The sequence below is a fragment of the Verrucomicrobiales bacterium genome, from assembly GCA_016793885.1.
Taxonomy (GTDB): Bacteria; Verrucomicrobiota; Verrucomicrobiia; order Limisphaerales; family UBA11320; genus UBA11320.
In genome coordinates, this window is the sequence record JAEUHE010000062.1 from 23,844 (window position 1) to 43,812 (window position 19,969).

Genomic DNA, 19,969 nt, shown 5'->3' on the forward strand with positions numbered 1-19,969 from the left:
AGGCGACTCTTGCGTCTCAGCAGTGAACTAGCGAGCAGCCGGCTTGGATCGAAACTCCTTCAAGTGGCCATGCACCGCATCATAGAACTCAACGGGAACCACTGGGCCGCGGATCCGATCCTTGATCTGCTCGGCAGCCTCCTCCCAAAGCGCCTGGTTCTGGGGTGTCACGGGGTGGACGGTGAGCTTCCGCTTCTGCATCGCCACCACCGACTCCACGCCCTCGGCACGCGCCAGTGTCTTCACTTCCTTGCCAGTGGCCGCGGCAGACTGCAGCAGCTCCGCGCGAATGGCTTCCGGGATCTTCAGCCACGATTCCTTGCGGACGACCAGCGCCCCCACCAAGGGCGCCCAGTTCAATTCCAGCATAAAGGGCGCGGCCGTATCTATCTGAGTGGCCAAGGCGAAGAAGGGAGGCATGGGTGCCGCGGTGATGATGCCGGTTCCCAGGCTGGAGAAAATCTCGGTGGGTTCCAAGGACACCGGATTAAAGCGGCCCGCTTTCCAAGCTTCAAACTCGCCTTTGCCGCCGGCCCAGGAAAAGACTTTCAGCTTGCGCAAATCGTCGGGCTGAATCACCGGCTGCTTCGAAAAAAACCGCACCCAACCGGAGTCAGTCCAGAACAAAACCACAAAACCCTTGGCGTCCATGCGGGATTCGAGCATGGGCCTCATCTTCTCGGTGACGAAGTCCACCTCTTCCAGTGATCGAAATGCCATCGGCATGCTCTGCAACGCCACCACCGCGGGCTCGATCTGGGACAAACCGGCGGCTGTCAGCAACCCGGCTTGGAGATTTCCAGTGGTCATGGCACTGACCATCTCCCCCTCCGAACCCTGTCGACCGTCGGGATACACGATGACCTGCACCGATCCGGCGGACACCTTCTGCCACTTGTCCCGAAGTTGGAGCAACTGCTTGTGATACGATGTCCCGCTGGGAGCCAGCGTTCCCAACTTGAGAGTCACCTTCTTCTCGGCGGCCGATGTCGGCAGACCCGCGCACAGGCACAGAAGGCTAAGAATCCAACCGATTCGAAATGATTTCATGACTAGGGTTTCGCTTTTTCAACAAAGAGTTCATCGAGGCGTCCCAGGAGCCAGCGGGCGCGACGCTGCATGACCAGGTTCTCAAGCCGCCACTCCTCGCGGGCGTCGGCATCCACTTTCAAAGCTTGCTGAAGCAGCGACTCGAACTGGGCTCGATCGTTCTGCGGCACGCAGACCGCCTCCGCCAGGCCAAGATAAGGCCCGGCGAGTTTACCTTCGGACAGCTGGACGACCCGATCAAAATGACGCCGGGCGTTCACCGGAGCCTCCGGATTGCTCCCCGGCCGAATCATCTCATACTGGATAAACAACCCGTGGATCGCCCCATAGTTCCATCCTTCGTCCAAGGCGAGGGCTCGCTCCAGCACCGCTTCAACCAAGGGCAACTCCCCAATCAGATCCGGCTGATCCTTCGACTGGGCTATCGCGGCCGCCCAAGCCGCACCGGTCCAGAACAGCAAGGGAACATCCTGACGCTTCGCCGCGTTCACCGCTCCCTTGGGATCGGCCCTTAAGTTCTTCTCAAAGCCTGGGTGGCGGACCTCCAGGCCGCGCAATCCATGGTTGCGGGCGCGCAGATAGAGACGACGGGCGCGCTGCTTTAAGGCTTCACTCGCGGCAAAGTCGTCGGCCTCGCGCTGATCGGCCTCCTGCTGCACAAAGGCATACGCATATTGCACAAACCCGGCGGCGGCCGCGCGCCGAAGCTCCACATGATTCGGGCTCTCAGCCAGCAGCGTCTCCATCGTCTTCAAGCTGAACGGCGCAGCCTGAGCGATCAGGTCTGGATCCTCGTCGCTGGAGAAAGTCTTCCCGCCCGCCGCCAGAGCATCTCCCAGTCGGTTCACCGCCAGGCGCTTGATCGAACACCCGGGCATGAGCAACCCCAGCACTAAGAGTAAATAACTGCATTGAACCCACCGCATAATCTTAGGTCTCACCATGAATGACTCCTCTTTTTAATCGGCCCGGAACAGTTTGACCATAGTTTCTTTGCCCAGGGCAGCTCCATGGAGTGCTGTAGCCCGCTACAGCTTTTCAGCGCCCCCGGAGGGGAGATGCAGGCTGTCCGTTGAGTCCGTCCCGAGCCGGACGGATCCGGGAACCTCCCACCTCCACACCAAGCTGTTCAACCGTCAAAAAGTCATCCAAGCTCCCCTCCCATGAAACACTTCCGCAGCCTCTGGATCCCGTTGATCCTCGCCCTGATCGAGCTCGGATGCCCCCCGGCGAGATGCTCCGCCGAGCCGGTCTGGAAGGCAGGTTTGGCCCGACGAAACATCACCCCCACCGAGCCGCTCTGGCTCAGTGGCTATGGATCGCGTGACCACACGTCGGAAGGAACCCGGCTGCCGCTCTGGGGTAAAGTGCTCGCCCTGGAATCGGCCGACGGGCAGCGCGCAATGATCATCAGTTTGGACGTGGTCGGGCTGGACCGGGAAACCGCCCAACAGGTTCGGCAAGAACTCCAAGCCAAAGCTGGAATTCAGGCAGATCGGATCGCCATCTGCAGCTCCCACACCCACACCGGGCCGGTGGTAGGCCGCAACCTGGACACGATGTACTTTTTCTCCGCCGAGGAGGGTGCCAAGATCAAACGTTACACCCACCGCCTGCAGGAACATTTGATCCAGGCCGGCGAGGAGGCCGTTCGAAATCTGACCAACGCACACCTATCCTGGGGCGTCGGCTGGGAAAATTTCGGCGTGAACCGGCGAAACAATCCCGAGCCCTTGGTGCGAGCTCATCGGGCTGCGGGTAAATTGAGAGGGCCGGTCGACTATGATGTGCCAATCCTCCGGATCACCGATGCCCAAGATCAACTCACCGCGCTGATCTTCGGCTACGCCTGCCATGCCACCGTCCTGGATGATTATCTCTTCTCCGGAGACTATCCCGGATTCGCTCAAGCCGAGCTGGAGCGCCGTCACCCGGGAGTTCAGGCGATGTTCTTAGCCGGCTGCGGAGCCGACATCAATCCCCTGCCGCGACGCACCCCGGAGTTGGCCGAAGCCTACGGACGTCGGCTGGCCGAAGCGGTGCTTCGCACCACTGAAGGGGTGCTGACGCGTCTGCCGCCTCAACTGGAGTTAGGCGCCTCCGAAATCGAACTCCCGTACGACACCCTCCCCTCCAGAGAATCGCTGGAGGAGAAGGCCAAATCGGCTGACAAATACGTGGTGGCCTACGCCAAGAAGATGCTCCGAGAACTGGACAGCCGCGCAGCGCTTCCCAAGAGCTACCCGTATCCCCTCTCCGTCTGGCGACTGGGCGGCCAACTCACGTGGATCGCCCTCGGCGGCGAAGTGGTGGTGGATTATTCACTGCGTTTGAAACGAGAACTGGGACCCGGCACCTGGGTATCGGCCTACAGCCACGATGTCATGGCGTACATCCCCTCGAAACGGGTCTGGGATGAGGGTGGCTATGAGGGCGGCGGAGCCATGATCTACTACGGCCTCCCCACCCGCTGGGCCGGCGACGCCGAAGAGCGCATCATCGAAGCGGTGAAGAAGCTCACGCCGAGGTAGGTGGTAGGTGGTAGGTTGTCGAAAACTTCGTCGAGTGCGGCTCTTTCCGCCGCCGATGGGCCCAGAGGGCCCACGCTACATTTGAACAAGAGTGACGAGTGACGAGTGATGAGTTCCTCGACGGCCGACACATGCCAACTGCCAACTGACAACCGCCCCCTTCCCCCACTCACCGCTTCTTCAGTCCGGCCGGTCGGGGGGCGAGCTTCACTTGCGGGTAACGCCGCTTGCCGGATCGTCCCTTGGCCTTCGCCTTGGCTTCCGCCGTTCCGGCGGATGCAGCCAACGACATCGACATGAAATCGCGCTGCGAGTCGCGTTCGGTCTTCACTTTGCGTGAACGCGAAGCCGCCCGCCGATACGAACCGTCCGATTCGAGAAAATGAGTCCGCGCCGTGTCCTCCAACATGGTCTTCAAGATCTCGTTGCGGACGCGATCCGCTAAATTGCCGTCCTCGACGGGGAAAACCACTTCGATACGACGAAAGAAATTTCGCGGCATCCAGTCGGCACTGCCCAGGTACACCTCCGGCTGACAGGCGTTCTCGAAGGCAATGATCCGGCTATGCTCGAGAAAGCGCCCCACCAGACTGCGCACGCGAATGTTCTCACTCACCCCTTTCACCCCGGGCCGCAAACAGCAGATTCCCCGAACAATCAGCTCGATCTTCACCCCGGCCCTGGAGGCCTCATACAACGCCTCAATAATCTGGCGATCCACCAGGGAATTCATCTTGGCCACGATCCCGGAGACCAACCCCTTTCGAGCATGATCGGCCTCTCGATGAATCAGCTCCAGCAGCCTCGAATGCAGCTGAAAGGGAGCCACCAACAATTTCCGGGTTTCCTGAAACTGACAAACACCCGTCAGGAGGTTGAATAGATTGGTGACGTCTTCCCCGTAATCAACACGGCTGGTCATCAGTCCGAGGTCGGTGTAGAACCGGGCGGTAGTCGCATTGTAGTTGCCCGTCCCGACATGCACGTAGCGCCGAATGCCATCCTCGTCGTTCCGCACGATGAGCGTCATCTTCGCGTGGATCTTGTATCCCACCAGCCCATAAACCACATGGACCCCAGCTTCCTCAAGCTGCCGTGCCCATTGAATGTTGTTCGCCTCATCAAAACGGGCCCGCAACTCCACCACCGCTGTGACCTGCTTGCCATTTTGCACCGCGCGCATCAAGGCGCCCACAATGCGGGTGTCGCCACCGGTTCGGTACAGCGTGGTCTTAATCGCCAGCACGCTCGGATCGACCGCCGCCTGCTCGAGCAAAGCGATCACACTCTCGAAATGTTCGTAGGGATGATGCAGCAGAACATCGCGCTGCCGCAGAGCCGAAAATAAATCGGACTCGTCACGAAGCGCCGCAGAGAGGGGAGCCACAAAGGGGGCAAACCTCAGCTCCGGCGAATGATCCCCCTCACAGATCGCCATCAAGCGCGTCGGATTCAGCGGGCCGTCAATGACGTAGAGATCCTCTTCCGTCAGGTGAAGTGTTCCCAACAACGCATGGCGCATGTCCTGGGGCGTATCCTGCTCCACCTCCAAACGCACCGCATCGCCTCGCCGCCGGTTGTGCAATTCGTTCTCCACCGCGTGGAGTAGGTTGTCCACATCCTCCTCGTCAATGTAGAGCTCGCTATTCCGCGTCACTCGAAACTGCCAATAACCCAAGATACGTGTGCCGGGAAATAGGTCGGCAAGAAAATGCCCGATCAACCTTCCCAGAAAGACATAATCCTGCGAGTGCCCTTCCTCGCGAGGCAGCTTCACCAACCGGGGAAGCACGCGCGGGGTCTGAACGACGGCCATATGCTTCAGCACCTGCCCCGCCTGGGCCATCTCCAACTGAACAATGGTGTTGAGGGATTTGTTGAGCAGTTGCGGGAACGGATGCGCCGGATCGATCGCCAGGGGGGTCAGAACGGGACGGACCTGGTTGAAGTAGTACTGCTCCAGCCATTGAGAGTCCTGGCTGTCCAGCTGCGACGGATCCAGAAAACGGATACCCTCCGCCTCCAGCGCCGGAACCAGGTCTTCACGCCAACAACGATACTGATCCTCCACCATGCGACGCACCCGCCGCTGCACCGCGCGAAAGGTCTCGGTAGCCGTGAGGCCATCGACGGAACGCTCCACAACATCACTCTCGATCTGCTGCTTGACCCCCGCCACACGCACCTCAAAGAACTCGTCGAGATTGGAGCAGGTGATGCAGAAAAACTTAACCCGCTCCAGGAGGGGATTCCGCTTCTCCAAGGCCTCATCGAGAACCCGCTGGTTAAACTCCAGCCAGCTCAGCTCCCGATTGATAAAATGCTTGGGTCCGTAGGATTTCATGCGTCGCGTCACTCTTCGCCACCAAACCGCCAAAAGAACGTGAGTCTACTGCCGCCTAACGACCGAGCAAAGTGACAATCCGGTTACGAACCAAGCACTTCGTCCAGAAGCGCAGCGGAGACTTTCTGTCCCCACCGAACCTCGCCAATCCGGGTGGCGAGCACAAATTTCACCTCGCCCTGGCTGACTTTCTTGTCCAGCTTCATCGCGTCGCGGAGCCGGACCTGAAAAGCCCGAGTCATCGGCAGCGCAGTCGGCAGCCCGGCCCGACGGAACAATTCGCGGATCCGCGCCACTTCCCCCCCCGACAAACCTGTGAGTCGCGAGGACAGTTGGGCGGCTTTCACCTGCCCAACAGAGATCGCCTCGCCATGCAAAAACTTGCCATAGCCCGAGATCGCCTCGATCGCATGGCCAATGGTATGGCCGAAGTTCAAAATCGCCCGGAGCCCGGTTTCCGTTTCGTCCTGACTCACCACCTCCGCTTTGATCTCGCACGAGCGCGCAACAATCCGCGTGAGCAACGCTGGGTCGCGACGCAGAATTCGTGGCATTTCCTTCTCCAAGAGCCGAAACAGCCGCGCATCGTAAATGATGCCGTACTTGATCACCTCGGCAAGCCCTGCTCGAAACTCGCGCTCCGGAAGGGTTTTGAACGTGTCCAGATCGCAGAGGACCAACCGAGGCTGGTAGAACGCGCCCACCAAATTCTTACCCGCCGCCAGGTTCACTCCAGTCTTCCCGCCGACGGAACTATCCACCTGAGCCAGCAGCGTCGTCGGGATCTGGATGAACGGGATGCCGCGAAGATACGTCGCCGCCACGAACCCCGCCAAATCCCCGACAACTCCCCCACCCAGAGCGACGATGCAGGACTTTCGTTCCAAACGATGCTTGGCCAGCAGGTCATAGCACCGCTCCACATTGCGAAGCCGCTTGGCCGATTCGCCCGCAGGAATGGTGACCAGCGTCGCTTCCACTCCCGCCTCCTTCAGGCTTTTCATGACCCGAGCCGCGTACAGGGGCGCCACGCGGACATCGCTGATCACCGCACAGCGAGCCCCTAACTTAAGGGAGGCGTAGTGCCGACCTAGCCCCGCCAAAAGGCCGGAACCAACCTGAATCGAATAACTACGGGAACCAAGGGCGACTGCAACGCGCTTCATGCAGAGAACCCTAGAGCAAAGCCCCGCGGCGAGCCAGCGTTTCCATTACGGGGGCTATGGGGAGTGAATTGAAGTGGGTAGCATGGGAGCGTGATCTCAGCTCCGCTGGGTGGACTTACGCGGTAGCGGGCGCTCATCCTTATCTTCAAAATGGGGACTAGAAAAGCAGGGCAATGCCGGCGTTTCTCACTTTGTCGGCAGGGCCCGAACCCGGAGGGTTCAAAGAGATCTAGCCGGGGGTGTCGCTGCGCTCCACACCCCGGCTACCCTCTTTGAACCCTGTGGGTTCTCGGCTTCGGCCTCAGGAACTCATGCGAAGAAGTGAGGATCCCCTACAACTTCTTCAGTCCTCCTTTTGGACCTAAAGATGAGAGAGGGCCGCCGCAATCCGTACACCTCGTTCCCCACAACCGGAGCCCAACCCTCCCTTACACAATCATCTTCGCGATCACCTGCCCGTGGACATCGGTCAGTCGAAAATCCCGCCCCTGGAACCGAAAGGTCAGCCGTTCGTGATGAATGCCCAACAGGTGAAGCAGCGTTGCATGCAGATCATGGACATGGGCTCGATCCTCCACCGCATTAAATCCCAATTCATCGGTCCGGCCCACCACCGCCCCCGGCCGAGTCCCGCCTCCGGCAAACCACATGGTAAACGCATCAATGTGATGGTTCCGACCGGTCTTCTCCCGCGATTCTCCCATCGGAGTCCGCCCGAACTCGCCGCCCCAGATCACCACGGTGTCTTCCAGGAGCCCGCGCGACTTCAAATCGGTAACGAGCGCCGCGCAACCCTGATCAATCTCGTGGGTCACCTTCGGAAGATCATCCTCGATGGTCTGCCCCGGACCGCCATGGCTATCCCAATCGGCATGATAGAGCTGCACAAAGCGGACCCCCCGCTCCACCATTCGGCGAGCGAGCAAGCAGTTGCGCGCGAAGCTGGGTTTCTCCGGATCACAGCCGTAGAGCCGAAGGGTGGCTGCGCTCTCCCCTTTGAGGTCGGTCAGGTCAGGAGCGCTGGCCTGCATACGAAAAGCCAACTCGTAGCTGGCGATGCGAGTCGCGATCTCGGGATCGCCGGTTTCTACCAAACGAGCGAGGTTCAGATCACGCAGCGCATCCAAGGTGCGGCGCAGACCTCCACGAGTCACTTCCTCAGGACCGCTCAAGTTCAGAATCGGATCCCCCGAACTGCGAAAGGGAACCCCTTGATAGGCCGTCGGCAAAAAACCACTGGTCCAGTTCACCGCCCCGCCGCGCGGTCCTCGGGGCCCGCTCTGCAACACCACAAACCCAGGAAGATCGCGCGACTCACTGCCCAGACCGTAGGTGAGCCAGGATCCGAAACTAGGCCGGCCGAACTGTCCCGACCCCGTGTTCATGAACAACTTCGCCGGAGCATGGTTGAACAGATCCGTTGCGCAGGATCGCACCCACGTCAGCTCATCCGCCACAGTTGCCAGGTGGGGCATCAAATCGCTGATCCACATGCCTGAGGCACCGCACTGACGAAAGGTGCGCTTGCATCCGAGCAGCGTGCTGCGGTTCTTGAATGAAGAGTCCATGAAGGCGAAGCGCTTCCCTTCCAAAAACGAATCCGGAATCGCCTTCCCGTTCAGCTCGTTCAATCTCGGCTTGTAGTCAAACAGCTCCAACTGACTAGGACCGCCCGCCATGAACAGATAAATCACATTCTTGGCCCGCGGAGGGAAATGGGGCCGACGAACCCGCATCGGATCGCCGCTTCCTACATCCGGCTCCGATTGGCCCGAAGCCATCCCGCCAGCCATCGAAGCCAAAGCGAGTCCACCCAGCCCAAACGCGCAGCGGGTGAAGAGATGACGACGAGTAAGCTCTAGCGGGTTCATCGCAGGTTGTTATTCGCGGGTGATGGCTTCGTCCAAGTTCAACAAGACCCGCGCCACTGAGGTCCACACGCGATCTTCGGTCGCATCCGACAGCGCTCGCTCCACGCTCAAAAAGCGCTCCAGACGATCCAGTTCAACAGAACCCGCCTTCCGGCTCAGAACCAATTCCAATCCCAACTCCAGCCGTTCCCGATCATTGCTCGGCGACGACGCCCGCATCAACCTCCTGCCCAGAGCCCCCGTGAGTTCTCGAAACGCCGGGTCATTGAGCATCGTTAAGGCTTGGAGGGGAGTGTTACTCCGCATCCGACGGGTGCAGGTTTGAAAACCATCCGCCGAATCGAATACAGCCAGCGCTGGGTGCAGGGTAGAGCGCTGCAGGTGGGTGTAAACCGCCCGCCGATACCGATCAGGCCCCACGCTGGTTTTCCAGGGGCGATCGTTCTGGGTGAAAGAACCTAGCCCGGCTGGCTGAGGAGGAAAAACCGGGGGGCCACCAAGCCGGGTCTCCAACCGGCCGCTGGCCAGGAGCAGGACATCGCGGATGATCTCGGCGTCCAAGCGTAGCCGATTCTGCCGTCCCAACCAACGATTCAGCGGATCGCGTTCCGCCGAAGTCGGAGTGAGTCGGGACGATTGACGGTAAGTCGAGCTGATCACGATCTGCCGATGGAGCGACTTTAGGCTCCATCCCGACCGAATGAGCCCGCTCGCCAGCCAATCCAAAAGCTCCGGGTGAGACGGAGATGCCCCCTGCGTTCCGAAGTCATTCTCAGTCTCTACCAAGCCCTTCCCAAAAAGCTGCTGCCACACCCGATTGACAAGAACACGCGCGGTCAGTGGATGCTCGGGGCTCACCAGCCACCTCGCGAGATCAAGACGGTTCAATGGTCGGACGGAGGCATAGGCGGTGGATCTAACTCCCGTTGGTTTGAGCGCTTCGGGAAAACCGGGAGAGACCTCATCACTCGGACGGGTAAAATCTCCCTTCACGAACATCGTGGTCCGGCGGGGAGCCGACAGCTCCTTCATCACCAAAGTGCGCGCCAAGCTCGGCAGTTGTGATTTGAGCGCCTCCACCTCCTGGCGTCGGGCGCGATAACCCGGGTGTTGGTCCCGAAAGGCCGCCCAGACCAAATTCGATTGGTCCTGATTACGTTGATCGCGTGGGATCCGCAGTGTGTCCCGCGTCAGGCTGCTCAGCTTAGCCGTTGCCTCCGGGCGCAGAGCCGATTCCCAAGCACCCAACTCGGGAGCCACCTCGCGCGCCGCCCAGGCTCTCAGTTCCTTCTCGCGGTCCGCGATCCGCCTTCGAAGCGCATCGCGAGCCGCGAGCTCGACCGAGGATGCCAGCTCCACCACGTTCTCCGCCTCCAGGCCTGAACTGCCATGACCGTCGTTCTCGCACGAGTTGAAAAAAGCCAGAAAGCGATAGTAGTCGCGCTGGCTCAAGGGGTCGAACTTGTGATCATGACACTGCGCGCAAGCCAACGTGAGCCCCATCCAGACCGTAGCGGTTGTGTTGACCCGATCGACGACACTCTCCAATCGGAATTGCTCAGGATCGATGCCACCCTCGTGATTCACCTGCGTGTTGCGATGGAATCCCGTCGCGATCAAAAGATCGACCGGCGGTGTGCCCGCAGGGATTTCCTGCTCGGGAATCAAGTCTCCGGCAATCTGCCAGAGGGTGAACCGGTCGAAGGGGAGGTCCGCATTCAGCGCCCGAATCACCCAGTCGCGGTAGGGCCAGATGCTACGCGGGGAATCGATACTGTAACCATTGCTGTCCGCATAGCGCGCAGCGTCCAACCACCAGCGCCCCCACCGCTCGCCGTAATGAGGAGAGGCCAGCAAGCGGTCGACGAGCCTTTCATAAGCACCCGGAGCCTGGTCGGCGAGAAAGCTGCGCAGTTGCTCCGGGGTCGGAGGCAACCCGATGAGGTCGAGGAAAACCCGTCGGGCCAGGGTGGCGGAATCCGCAGGAGGAGAAGGCGCGAGCCCAGCTGCCTGCACTCGCGGCAGAACGAAGGCATCGAGAGGAGTGACAGCCCCCGCGACGGCCGGGGGAACCGGATTCGCGATCGGCTCGAAAGCCCAGAGGCGCACCGCGGGCGGGGAGGATTTGGGGTCAGCCGCCGGCGCGCTGCTGCAGGCCAGAAACAAACAACTCAAGCCGACCAGACCGCGTCGGAGCAGTGAGTGCTGGTTGGCTGGCATCGTTCCAGTCTGGAGATTTAGTTCAAACCGTCAAGCCGAGGCAGAGGGGTGCTTTTCCTCATTGTTAAAACAATGGCCTTCGAGTATTCCCTTCCCCATGCGCACCCTGTTTCTAGCCCTCGCCCTTGGCAGCTTCGCCTCACTTTCTGCTTGGGCGGCACCGCTGAGAGTCTTGCTCATCGACGGACAGAACAACCATGACTGGAAGGCTAGTTCGCCGTGGATCAAGAAGATCCTCGAGAGTAGCGGTCTGTTCGTGGTCGACGTCGCCACCACGCCCGGAGCCGGGGGAAACATGGCCGCGTTCAAGCCGGATCTAGCCCCCTACCAAGTGCTGGTTTCCAATTACAACGGCGAGTCGTGGTCCAAGGAGTTCCAACAGGCGTTCGTGAACTTCGTTCGCAACGGGGGCGGTTTTGTCTCGGTGCATGCAGCGGACAACGCCTTTCCAGATTGGCCGGAATACAACGAGATGATTGGGATCGGGGGATGGAATGGACGCAATGCGAAGTCGGGCCCCTGGCTCTACTGGGACGGCAAGATCGTGCGCGACCCATCGCCCGGAAACGGGGGCAGCCACGGCAAGCAGCATGAGTTCAAGCTGACCACCCGCGAACCCAGCCACCCCATCATGGCCGGATTGCCGGCCGAGTGGATGCACTGCAAGGACGAACTCTACGATCGCCTGCGTGGCCCGGCGAACAATGTAACCGTCCTCGCCACCGCGTTTTCAGACAAGGCCACCAACGGAAGTGGACGTCACGAGCCCTTGCTGATGGCGCTCACCTTTGGTCAGGGCCGGATCTTCCACACCGCCTTGGGCCACAACAACGGCCCCGACCTGACCTCCCAGAAATGCGTCGGCTTCATCACAACGCTCCAACGGGGGACCGAATGGGCAGCCACCGGCCAAGTGACCCAACGTCCTCCGGCCGACTTCCCCACCGCCGACAAGTCCAGCTCACGCCCTTAATGCTCCACTGACCCGGTTCAACTCTCCCGAAAGACCCTAGCCCAACGCTCTCGATTCACCCACCCAACCCCTCGGGCCCTATGAAACTCGAACGACGCCGCTTCCTCACCCTCGCCGCCGGCACCACCGCAGCCCTTCCGCTCCTGACGTCCGGGTTTGGTTCGACCGCCGTCGCAGCCACGCCCACGAACCCCAGCTTTCTGAAGGGCAAATCGCGGATGCGCCTGGGCACGGTCACCTACAATTTGGCGAAGGACTGGGATGTGGAGACGTTAATCAAGAATTGCGAAAGCGCGGGCTTCGAAGGAGCTGAACTGCGCACCACGCATGCCCATAAAGTCGAGGTGGCGCTGTCGAAGGCCGAACGTGAGGAGGTCCGCAAACGCTTCGCCGACTCCAAGGTCGAGTTGATGGGGCTCGGCAGCGCCTTCGACTACCACACCGCGGATGCCGAAAGGCTCAAAAAGGATATCCAAGCGACCAAGGATTACCTGGTGCTCGCCCACGATGTTGGGGCTTCCGGAGTGAAGGTGCGCCCCAATGGGTTTCCCAAAGACGTTCCCAAGGAGAAAACCTTGGATCAGATTGGCCGTTCACTGCAGGAATTGGGGGAGTTTGGAGCCGGTTACGGAGTCGCCATCCGCCTGGAGGTTCATGGGGAAGGCACTTCCCTGCTGCCGCACATCCGCCGAATCCTGGATGTCGCGGACCACAAAAACGTGGGCATCACCTGGAATTCGAACCAGGCGGACCTAGCTGGCGAAGGCTTCGATCACAACTTTAACCTGGTGAAGGACAAAATCTTCTGCGTGCACATGCGTGATTTGTTCCTGGAGGAGTATCCCTTTCGCCAGCTCCTGACCCGGCTCAACGAGACGGGCTTCTCCGGCTATTGTCTGGCGGAGATTCCGGACAGCAAAGATCCCGTCAGGGTCATGCGCTACTACCGAGCGCTCTGGCTCAGCTATCAAGGTCTGCTCTAAGCCGGTAAAATTCCTCAACTCGCGCTTGATCCGGTCCGGTAGCTAGCTAACATCCACCTGCATGAGCGTTTTCCTTGGTGCAATGTTTGCTTGGGTAATCATCGGGTTGGTCCTCGGTGGCAGTATTTTCTTACTGACCGTCAAGGGCATGGTTTGGCCATTCGTCGTCACCTCTCTCTTGCTCCTCTGGATCATTAAGCGCGTGGGTTGCAGCACCCATTGACCACCCAGCATCGGCCACCCGCCATCGCCCTCTGTCGAGAGGGCTATTTATCCAGGCTCCGAAGCCGAATCTTTCGCAAGGCTCCAGTGGTGCTCCACGTCGAAAAGCCCAGCGGCATCGACATTTCCACTTCAATCCGAACGGAAATCGTGCGGTCCGTCGTTACCAAATTCACGACCTGCTCGTCATCCAGCCAGGCTTGAATCAATCCTTCGGTAACGCGAAGCCGGATTCGATACCACCTTCCCTCTTCGAACTTTAAATACTTAGCAGTCTCGTTGTGCGCGGCATCCTCGCTGTCGATGGAAGACAGTCCCAAAACACTGCCGCCCCATCCACCCACAATCAAACTGCAGGGATCCTTGCCCACCGGGAACGTCAAGCCACAGAAGAAGTCGCTCCCCGCCACTCTCATCGCTTCGAGGGTGATCTCGTAATTCATGCGCGGCAGATCGTTCGTCCAAGTGATCCCGGTCATGACACCCTGCTCGAGAATGATCGCGGGACCGCCTCCTCGAAAATTAGGTTCAACCCGCACTTCGGCAGCCCCGGCAAATTCGGTGAGCTTCCAGCCAGTGAGTGTGCGTCCATCGAAGATCTCACGATCGCCGAAGGGCACTTTGGAAGAAGCCTTGGGCGGAGCGGCAGCCGTCGACGCCGGAACCGCGGGTGGCGTGGGGGCAGTCGCGGGAGCCGACGCTGGTTTCGGCTGGACGGACCCGTTCGTGGATTGAGAAACCGAGGGGGAAGGCGAAGCCTGAGGGGATGTCGCGCAGCCGGAGCCGAGGAACGAAGAAACCGCGATGACCAGAACCAGCCACAGACCAGGCAAACGGGAATGCATTCCCCCTTCATGCCAAGCCCAGTCGATCAGGTCCAGTCTTAACCCAACCAGGAGAGGGACGGAGCTCATCGTTTCTGCGTGTCCAACGAGTTCCGATCGGACCGGAGCTTGGTGACTTTGTGGCTTGGTGTGAGAAAATGGGATCAGCGATTGAAATAAAAAGCCCGCGCCGGAGCTTCCATTCCCCGGCGCGGGCGTGTCTGTGTCCCCTACTCTCCTACGTCCAACGGCCTCATTCCCGTTGCACGCGGAAGAATCGATTCCCTGCTGTCGCAGGGATGGTCACCTCGTGCTGTTCTCCATCACCAGCCACGACAGCCCCGACGGCTGTCCATGGACCGCTGACCTCCGAGGCGCTCTCCACTTGATGGCTCCCTGACGTCGCCGCCCAAAACTGAAGCTGCACATTCCCCTGCTCCAACCTGACTCGACTGAGAAAGGGGATGCCTTCGGGAACCACATCCACGATAGCTCTGACGGCAGTGGCAAACCCGCTTTGCACCTGGCCGCCATATTCAATGACATGACTGCCCGCTGTGAGAGGTTCTAACATCAGCCAATACCCATCCGAAATGGCGGGGCCGCTCGGCATTCCATCGACGTAGCGCGGATCAATCACCTTGTAGATGTTGTCCACGGGAAGCGTGAAGGCGAACTCTGGCGACGTGACACGCAAGGACGTCGGATTTGGAATCGGAATGCCATCCATCGTACCCAGAAGTTTCAGGGGGTTATCCATAAAGCTCTGGGCATCAGCTCGCAGCTGGAGGACTGAGACATCCGGATCGTAGGTGATATTGTCGTTCTCAACGTTCAACATCGGGAAGAACAGATGCTTACCACCCGGCACTCGGTAATGACGGGTAGCCGCCGGAACCGTGGGATCATCCGTTGATCCAAAAGTCCCCCCCAAGAAGAACACCGAGCCCTTCTGCAGGTTATTGGCCTGAGCTCCGGTTGTGTCCATTAGGGGATTTGTCGCCGAGGTCTGCTCGCTGGCCCAAATCCACCACTTCGAGCTGTAGTCCGACTGGGTCACGCCGGCTACACTCGCATAAGGCGGCAGGACACCGGGCGGAAGCACCGTCAAATGATAGGTCACGTCCACACCAAAGGTGGCATGACCCCCACCTAGACGAATGATGTGATTCCCAGCACTGAGCGGCTTGAGCATCACCCAATAGCCGTCGGACACGCCCTGCTGTTCAGTCCCCGTCACACAAGGATCCCAAGTGTCCCGAAGGCTGATATCGGCAGTGAAGTTGAACATGGACGAGGTTCCTCGATAGGCGAAGAGATTCGTCAATGCCACACCGTCCACCTCCGCGAAGAGGTTGGTGGTTCCGGCCATGAAGTCCTTAGCACCCTGCAGGAGGAAATCCTCCAAACTCTGGCCTTCGGCCGGTTTGAAGTTCGGATCCGGGCAAGGATAGTCGTTCGCGATATTGATGGTCGGGAAGAACAGGCTCTTGCCGTAGGGGATCACCAATTCCCGCGTCACGGTCGCGCCGGAAGTTCCGGCCAGGAACCAGACATCCCCGCTCTGGTTAAAATGCCCGGATGTCCCATTGGTGTCCATGATCGGATTCTGGGCGAAAGGAAGAGACCATGCCCATTGCCACCAGGCAGCACCCCATTCCCCATAGGTCTTGCCCAGGTAAGTTTCGGTCGCCGGGACCACGGTCGGCCCCACCACCCGAATTCGGTTCGTGACGGCCAGCGACCAGCCAAACGTGTTTTTGCCTCCGAAGGTGATCGTGTGATCACCCGGCGCGAGCGGACTCAGCATCACCCAGATGCCATCCGAGACCTGATCTTCAATGACGACGCCGTCGCGATATCCCGGGCTCAAGGGTTGAAACACATTGTCGGTTGGCAGCACCAGCGCGCTGAGGGGAGATCGCTGACGATAGGTCGTCAGCAGGGTCACGGGATTTCCGTCGATGGTCGCAAAGACGTCCCGATAACTGTCAAACCCCGACGCGGCCCACTCCCGCAGCTGCTGTTCGCTGACCGGCGGAACCACGTCGATGTTGTCCGCCGCCCCATTCAGCACCGGGAAGAAGAGATGCTTTCCCGCCGGCACTGTAAACGTCCGGCTCGCCGTGTACGGCTCCAGCGTGTAACCAAGCAATCCAGCGAGGAAAAACACATCCCCATGCTGGCGCACATTGGCATTGGCCCCGTTTCGATCGAGCAACGGACTGGTGTTAGTCCCCTGGCTCAGCGCCCACTGCCACCATGCCCCGCTCCACTCGGCCTGGCTCTTGCCCGCGACCTCGACATAAGGCGGCAACACTCCGGTCGGCGGCACCGTGATGTGGTAAGTGATGTCCTGATCACCGAATGGATACTCAACGTCATTTCCAGCCGCATCCTTGCCCGGGATAAAATCCTTGGCTTTGAAGCGGATGGTATGAAGCCCTGGTGACAACGGCTCCAGCATCACCCAATAACCATCAGCCACGCCCTTGGAATTCGGGCGATTGGCAGCGCACGGATCAATGCCCGCCCAGGTGGCGTCGGCAACGAATTCAAAGAGCGCACTGCGCGCTCGGAACGGAGCCGAGTTCGTGGTCACGACCCCGTCAATCTCCAGATAAAAGTCCCTTGTCGTGTCGATCACCGCCTTGGCGAACTCCGCGAGAAACTCTTCCAGTGTTTGCCCGGGTCCAGGTTGGAACCCAGCATCAGGACAGGGGTAATCGTTGATGATGTTGATGACCGGGAAAAAGACATGCTTCCCAGCTGGGACGACCACGTTGCGCTCGATCACACCGCCGACGGTTGACCCGGCGAGGAACCAGACCGGTCCCTGTTGGCCATAAGGCATGTTTGCTCCCGTCGCATCGATGCTGGAAGCGCGATTGGTCGGGTTCCCCAGATCCCACTTATACCACTCGGCACCCCATTCCCCATAGCTCTTGCCGGCGATGGGCTGGGACTGCGGCACCACCGAGGGAGGCAGAACCGAGATCTCGTAGGTGATGTCCTGCCGGAAGGTGAATGACTTGGTGGGATCCGGGTCGTTGTAAACGAAGGTGCCACCAAACTGCAGGGTGTGCTGTCCCGGAGTCAACGGCTCGAGCATGGCATAGTAGCCTTCGTCGACAGCCACACCGTTCGTAGGACCAGGAACGCCCAGGAAGTTAACCGCCGGTGCCTCAAAGGAGAACAGCGGAGAAACGATCCGGTTTCCACCCAATCCCGGAACCGCGACGCCGTCGATCGTGCAAAACACGTCGATTTTCGGAAACTTCACTGCGCAGGCGCGAAGTGTTTCCTCCAGTTCCCCACCCGCGAACGGAGGATTTTCCACATTCGAACATTCGCCGTTAACCAGCGGAAAATAGAGATACTTTCCCGCGGGCACCACAACCTTGCGGGTCACCTTGCCCGAATCGTTCACCACGCCGCCCAGGAACCAGACGGAGCCGCTTTGGCCACGCGACGCATCATCGCCTTCTTCATCCTTCAGCGGATGATGAGCATCGAAGTCTTGTCGCAGCGCCCATTGCCACCACTTGACCGACCACTCTGGAAACTTTGACCCGGCCACAGTTGCCAAGGGCGAGGTCACTTTTCCCGGCAAAACGTTCAGCAGCACCGACGAGCTCAGCTGACTCACCCCCTGATTGTCCACGGCTACCGCGCCGATGGTATGGGCTCCAGCTGGCGCATTGCTCCAGCTCAGGCTGTATGGAGCCTTCTCGGAAGAACCCACGAGGGTCCCGTCGACTCGATACTCGACCCGAGTGATATACCCATCCGCATCAGAGGCGTCGACGGAGAGCGAAACCGTAGAGCCCGCCGCCGCGTAGGAGGCATCGGCCGGGGCGATCAGGCGCACGAGCGGAGGCAGGTTCTCAGCGGTGACGTTCACCGTGATGACCGCCTCTCCGCTGGCACCCAGGTTGTCGCGACACACGGCGCGATAGGCATGATTTCCAGCAAGAACGCCTTCCAGACGCAGGGAGAAGGGGAAGGTCGTGTCCTCGCCGAGCTTGGTGGCACCCTCATAAAATTCCACAGTCCGGACTAGTCCATCCTGATCGTAGGCCTCGACTTCCAAATCAACGCGAGCCGGGGCTGAGAGAGTCGGCTGGCTCGGACCGGTGAATGCCAGCGTAGGCACTCCGTTGAGAGGGGCCGCGGCCCCGACCCCAGGCAAAGTCACATGGTAGGCAAAGAGGAAGGTATCAACATTAAAGTCGTTGGTCGCCACCACGATACCATTGTGATAAACCAATGACGCGGTGATATCGTTGTCCGTCCCGATCAACAGATAGTAGTCATCGGGCGCGGCTGGATCATTCTTAGGCACGAGCCCAAGCCCCTCCCATTTTTCGGGCATCGAATTGGCGTCGGACGCGGTATTGTTGAGCCCAAATCGAGCCAGATCCTGCGGGTTGAGCAGATCCACCAAATCGACCTTGGACACCGGCTTGAGACTAGAAGGCAGACTGTTGGTCGGAAGGGCCTTCATCCCAGGTGCGCCACGTTCCAGATCATAGCCGCTGTTGATGATGTTGGAGGCATCGGCTGTGCTGAACAGCACAATGCGCTTATAGGTGCAGGCATTGGTATCACCAGATCCATAGCCCAAACTATCACGTTCCGAGGCCAGAAAGGTCTGGTGGTTGATCGCCAAAACCTCACTGAGAATGGTCTGCCGATTGCCTTGAGCGTTTCCTTGAAGCGTCAGCGGATAGACATACTCGGCGACGGGCTTGCCGTAGGTAGGCGATCCCACCTCAATATCAAACAGCAGCACCCGAGAATTTTGGCTGTTGTTGGCTCTCCCTCCATCCTGAACCAGGGGACTCTGAAGTACGGTCACCAATCGCTTCCCATCGGGAGTCAAGGTGAGCCCCTCGAAGCCGCGATTATTACGGCGTCCAGTGGTCCCGGAACTCGCACCCGTCCAATTGAGGGTCGCGGGGTAGTTTCCACGTTTCGGCAAATAAGCTTCCGGCGGCAAGAAGGTGCCGATCAGCTCGCCAGCGGCGTTGAACCGGTGGATGACCGGGCCATACTCATCAGCCACAAACCAGCCGCCCTGAGGATCCTTCGCCAAGCCTTCCGAGTCGAGGGAAGGCTGACCACGCCCGGGACTGTCGCCGGGGGACGTGGGTATGGCCGGTGCGGGAAGCTGCAAGGAATCATAACCGGTGAGCGGACTCCCATTGGCCGAGAAAACCAAGGAGGCGGTGTTGACCAGCGTGATTCGATCCTGCGCCACAGGGCCAGGACCGGTGTAAGGGTTGAGCGTGAAGGAAAAAGTCTGAACTCGAGGATGGTAGTCATAGGTAAACGCCCCCCCACCCACCGCCCAGCCTCGATCCGTCAAGCCATGAACCGTACCGGTCACCAATGATCCTTCGTATCGGACCGAGGCCGAATCCAGTACCATCCCGCTAAAGAATCCCCCCAAAGTATCCACTTTATCGCCCAGCTGATCAAATTGATCGGCTGGGAAACGCCCCACTGCGACCAATCCGTGATTGACCGGGTCAGCCCCCAAGACCGACGTCGTGGTCACAGGCAAGCCCAGGGCGGCTACCCCTAGCCCAAGGCAGGCCACCCCGCGAGTTAACAGAGTTTTTTTCATAATAGGTTGTTTGGTTGTCAGGGTGATATCTCCCCCCTTGTTGCAGCACTTCCATGTGTTCGAGGCTCGGGAATATGGTTTTCCCGAAGACACGACCATGAGAGATCCAAGGATTAACTCGGGGCGGCCCGGAGAATCTTTCAAAAAAGTTTT

Annotated in this window: 12 protein-coding genes; 4 read left to right on the forward strand and 8 right to left on the reverse strand. The window is 59.7% G+C overall.

The annotated features are described in order from the left end of the window. Positions 1 to 27: 27 nt before the first annotated feature. Together dctP and JNN07_08050 are read right to left on the reverse strand one after the other, a co-directional pair. Positions 28 to 1,050 carry a TRAP transporter substrate-binding protein DctP gene (dctP, locus tag JNN07_08045; protein MBL9167677.1) on the reverse strand — a complete coding sequence of 341 codons (1,023 nt, stop codon included), beginning with the start codon at positions 1,048 to 1,050 and terminating at the stop codon, positions 28 to 30. A gap of 2 nt (positions 1,051 to 1,052) precedes the next feature. Continuing rightward, positions 1,053 to 1,928, reverse strand: coding sequence for a hypothetical protein (locus JNN07_08050; protein MBL9167678.1), 876 nt, complete (start codon positions 1,926 to 1,928; stop codon positions 1,053 to 1,055). Between the two features lie 285 nt (positions 1,929 to 2,213). On the opposite strand from JNN07_08050, the gene JNN07_08055 reads away from it, so the two are divergent. After that, positions 2,214 to 3,581, forward strand: a complete 1,368-nt coding sequence (locus tag JNN07_08055; protein ID MBL9167679.1) for a neutral/alkaline non-lysosomal ceramidase N-terminal domain-containing protein — start codon at positions 2,214 to 2,216, stop codon at positions 3,579 to 3,581. Between the two features lie 169 nt (positions 3,582 to 3,750). Here JNN07_08055 and ppk1 read toward each other — a convergent pair whose 3' ends face one another. The 4 genes from ppk1 to JNN07_08075 all read right to left on the reverse strand — a co-directional run bounded on the left by ppk1 (position 3,751) and on the right by JNN07_08075 (position 11,182). Beyond that, positions 3,751 to 5,925 (reverse strand): polyphosphate kinase 1, encoded by a 2,175-nt coding sequence (ppk1, locus tag JNN07_08060; GenBank protein MBL9167680.1) that lies wholly within the window; start codon positions 5,923 to 5,925, stop codon positions 3,751 to 3,753. A gap of 83 nt (positions 5,926 to 6,008) precedes the next feature. Further along, positions 6,009 to 7,091, reverse strand: a complete 1,083-nt coding sequence (locus JNN07_08065; GenBank protein MBL9167681.1) for a 3-dehydroquinate synthase — start codon at positions 7,089 to 7,091, stop codon at positions 6,009 to 6,011. Between the two features lie 428 nt (positions 7,092 to 7,519). After that, positions 7,520 to 8,962, reverse strand: a complete 1,443-nt coding sequence (locus JNN07_08070) for a DUF1501 domain-containing protein (protein MBL9167682.1) — start codon at positions 8,960 to 8,962, stop codon at positions 7,520 to 7,522. Positions 8,963 to 8,971: 9 nt separating this feature from the next. After that, positions 8,972 to 11,182 (reverse strand): DUF1553 domain-containing protein, encoded by a 2,211-nt coding sequence (locus JNN07_08075; protein ID MBL9167683.1) that lies wholly within the window; start codon positions 11,180 to 11,182, stop codon positions 8,972 to 8,974. Positions 11,183 to 11,279: 97 nt separating this feature from the next. Here JNN07_08075 and JNN07_08080 point away from each other — a divergent pair, with 97 nt between their 5' ends. The 3 genes from JNN07_08080 to JNN07_08090 all read left to right on the forward strand — a co-directional run bounded on the left by JNN07_08080 (position 11,280) and on the right by JNN07_08090 (position 13,361). Then, positions 11,280 to 12,155, forward strand: a complete 876-nt coding sequence (locus tag JNN07_08080; protein MBL9167684.1) for a ThuA domain-containing protein — start codon at positions 11,280 to 11,282, stop codon at positions 12,153 to 12,155. A gap of 80 nt (positions 12,156 to 12,235) precedes the next feature. Further along, the gene (locus JNN07_08085) at positions 12,236 to 13,138 is read left to right on the forward strand and encodes a sugar phosphate isomerase/epimerase (protein ID MBL9167685.1); all 903 of its coding nucleotides are present in this window, start codon (positions 12,236 to 12,238) and stop codon (positions 13,136 to 13,138) included. A 61-nt stretch (positions 13,139 to 13,199) separates the two neighbouring features. Beyond that, positions 13,200 to 13,361, forward strand: coding sequence for a hypothetical protein (locus JNN07_08090; protein ID MBL9167686.1), 162 nt, complete (start codon positions 13,200 to 13,202; stop codon positions 13,359 to 13,361). Positions 13,362 to 13,404: 43 nt separating this feature from the next. On the opposite strand, the gene JNN07_08095 is transcribed toward JNN07_08090, so the two are convergent. Beyond that, positions 13,405 to 14,274 (reverse strand): DUF1080 domain-containing protein, encoded by an 870-nt coding sequence (locus JNN07_08095; protein ID MBL9167687.1) that lies wholly within the window; start codon positions 14,272 to 14,274, stop codon positions 13,405 to 13,407. Positions 14,275 to 14,437: 163 nt separating this feature from the next. Next, on the reverse strand, positions 14,438 to 19,816 hold the full coding sequence (locus JNN07_08100; GenBank protein ID MBL9167688.1) for an esterase-like activity of phytase family protein: 5,379 nt from the start codon (positions 19,814 to 19,816) through the stop codon (positions 14,438 to 14,440). Positions 19,817 to 19,969: the final 153 nt, after the last annotated feature.

Bases quoted from the DNA above. Each gene is read 5' to 3' on its own strand.
- JNN07_08080 (MBL9167684.1), top strand. From the start codon at position 11,280: ATGCGCACCCTGTTTCTAGCCCTCGCCCTTGGCAGCTTCGCCTCACTT.
- JNN07_08090 (MBL9167686.1), top strand. From the start codon at position 13,200: ATGAGCGTTTTCCTTGGTGCAATGTTTGCTTGGGTAATCATCGGGTTG.
- JNN07_08070 (MBL9167682.1), bottom strand. From the start codon at position 8,962: ATGAACCCGCTAGAGCTTACTCGTCGTCATCTCTTCACCCGCTGCGCG.
- JNN07_08095 (MBL9167687.1), bottom strand. From the start codon at position 14,274: ATGAGCTCCGTCCCTCTCCTGGTTGGGTTAAGACTGGACCTGATCGAC.
- JNN07_08100 (MBL9167688.1), bottom strand. From the start codon at position 19,816: ATGAAAAAAACTCTGTTAACTCGCGGGGTGGCCTGCCTTGGGCTAGGG.
- JNN07_08085 (MBL9167685.1), top strand. From the start codon at position 12,236: ATGAAACTCGAACGACGCCGCTTCCTCACCCTCGCCGCCGGCACCACC.
- JNN07_08065 (MBL9167681.1), bottom strand. From the start codon at position 7,091: ATGAAGCGCGTTGCAGTCGCCCTTGGTTCCCGTAGTTATTCGATTCAG.
- JNN07_08075 (MBL9167683.1), bottom strand. From the start codon at position 11,182: ATGCCAGCCAACCAGCACTCACTGCTCCGACGCGGTCTGGTCGGCTTG.
- JNN07_08050 (MBL9167678.1), bottom strand. From the start codon at position 1,928: ATGCCCGGGTGTTCGATCAAGCGCCTGGCGGTGAACCGACTGGGAGAT.
- dctP (MBL9167677.1), bottom strand. From the start codon at position 1,050: ATGAAATCATTTCGAATCGGTTGGATTCTTAGCCTTCTGTGCCTGTGC.
- JNN07_08055 (MBL9167679.1), top strand. From the start codon at position 2,214: ATGAAACACTTCCGCAGCCTCTGGATCCCGTTGATCCTCGCCCTGATC.
- ppk1 (MBL9167680.1), bottom strand. From the start codon at position 5,925: ATGAAATCCTACGGACCCAAGCATTTTATCAATCGGGAGCTGAGCTGG.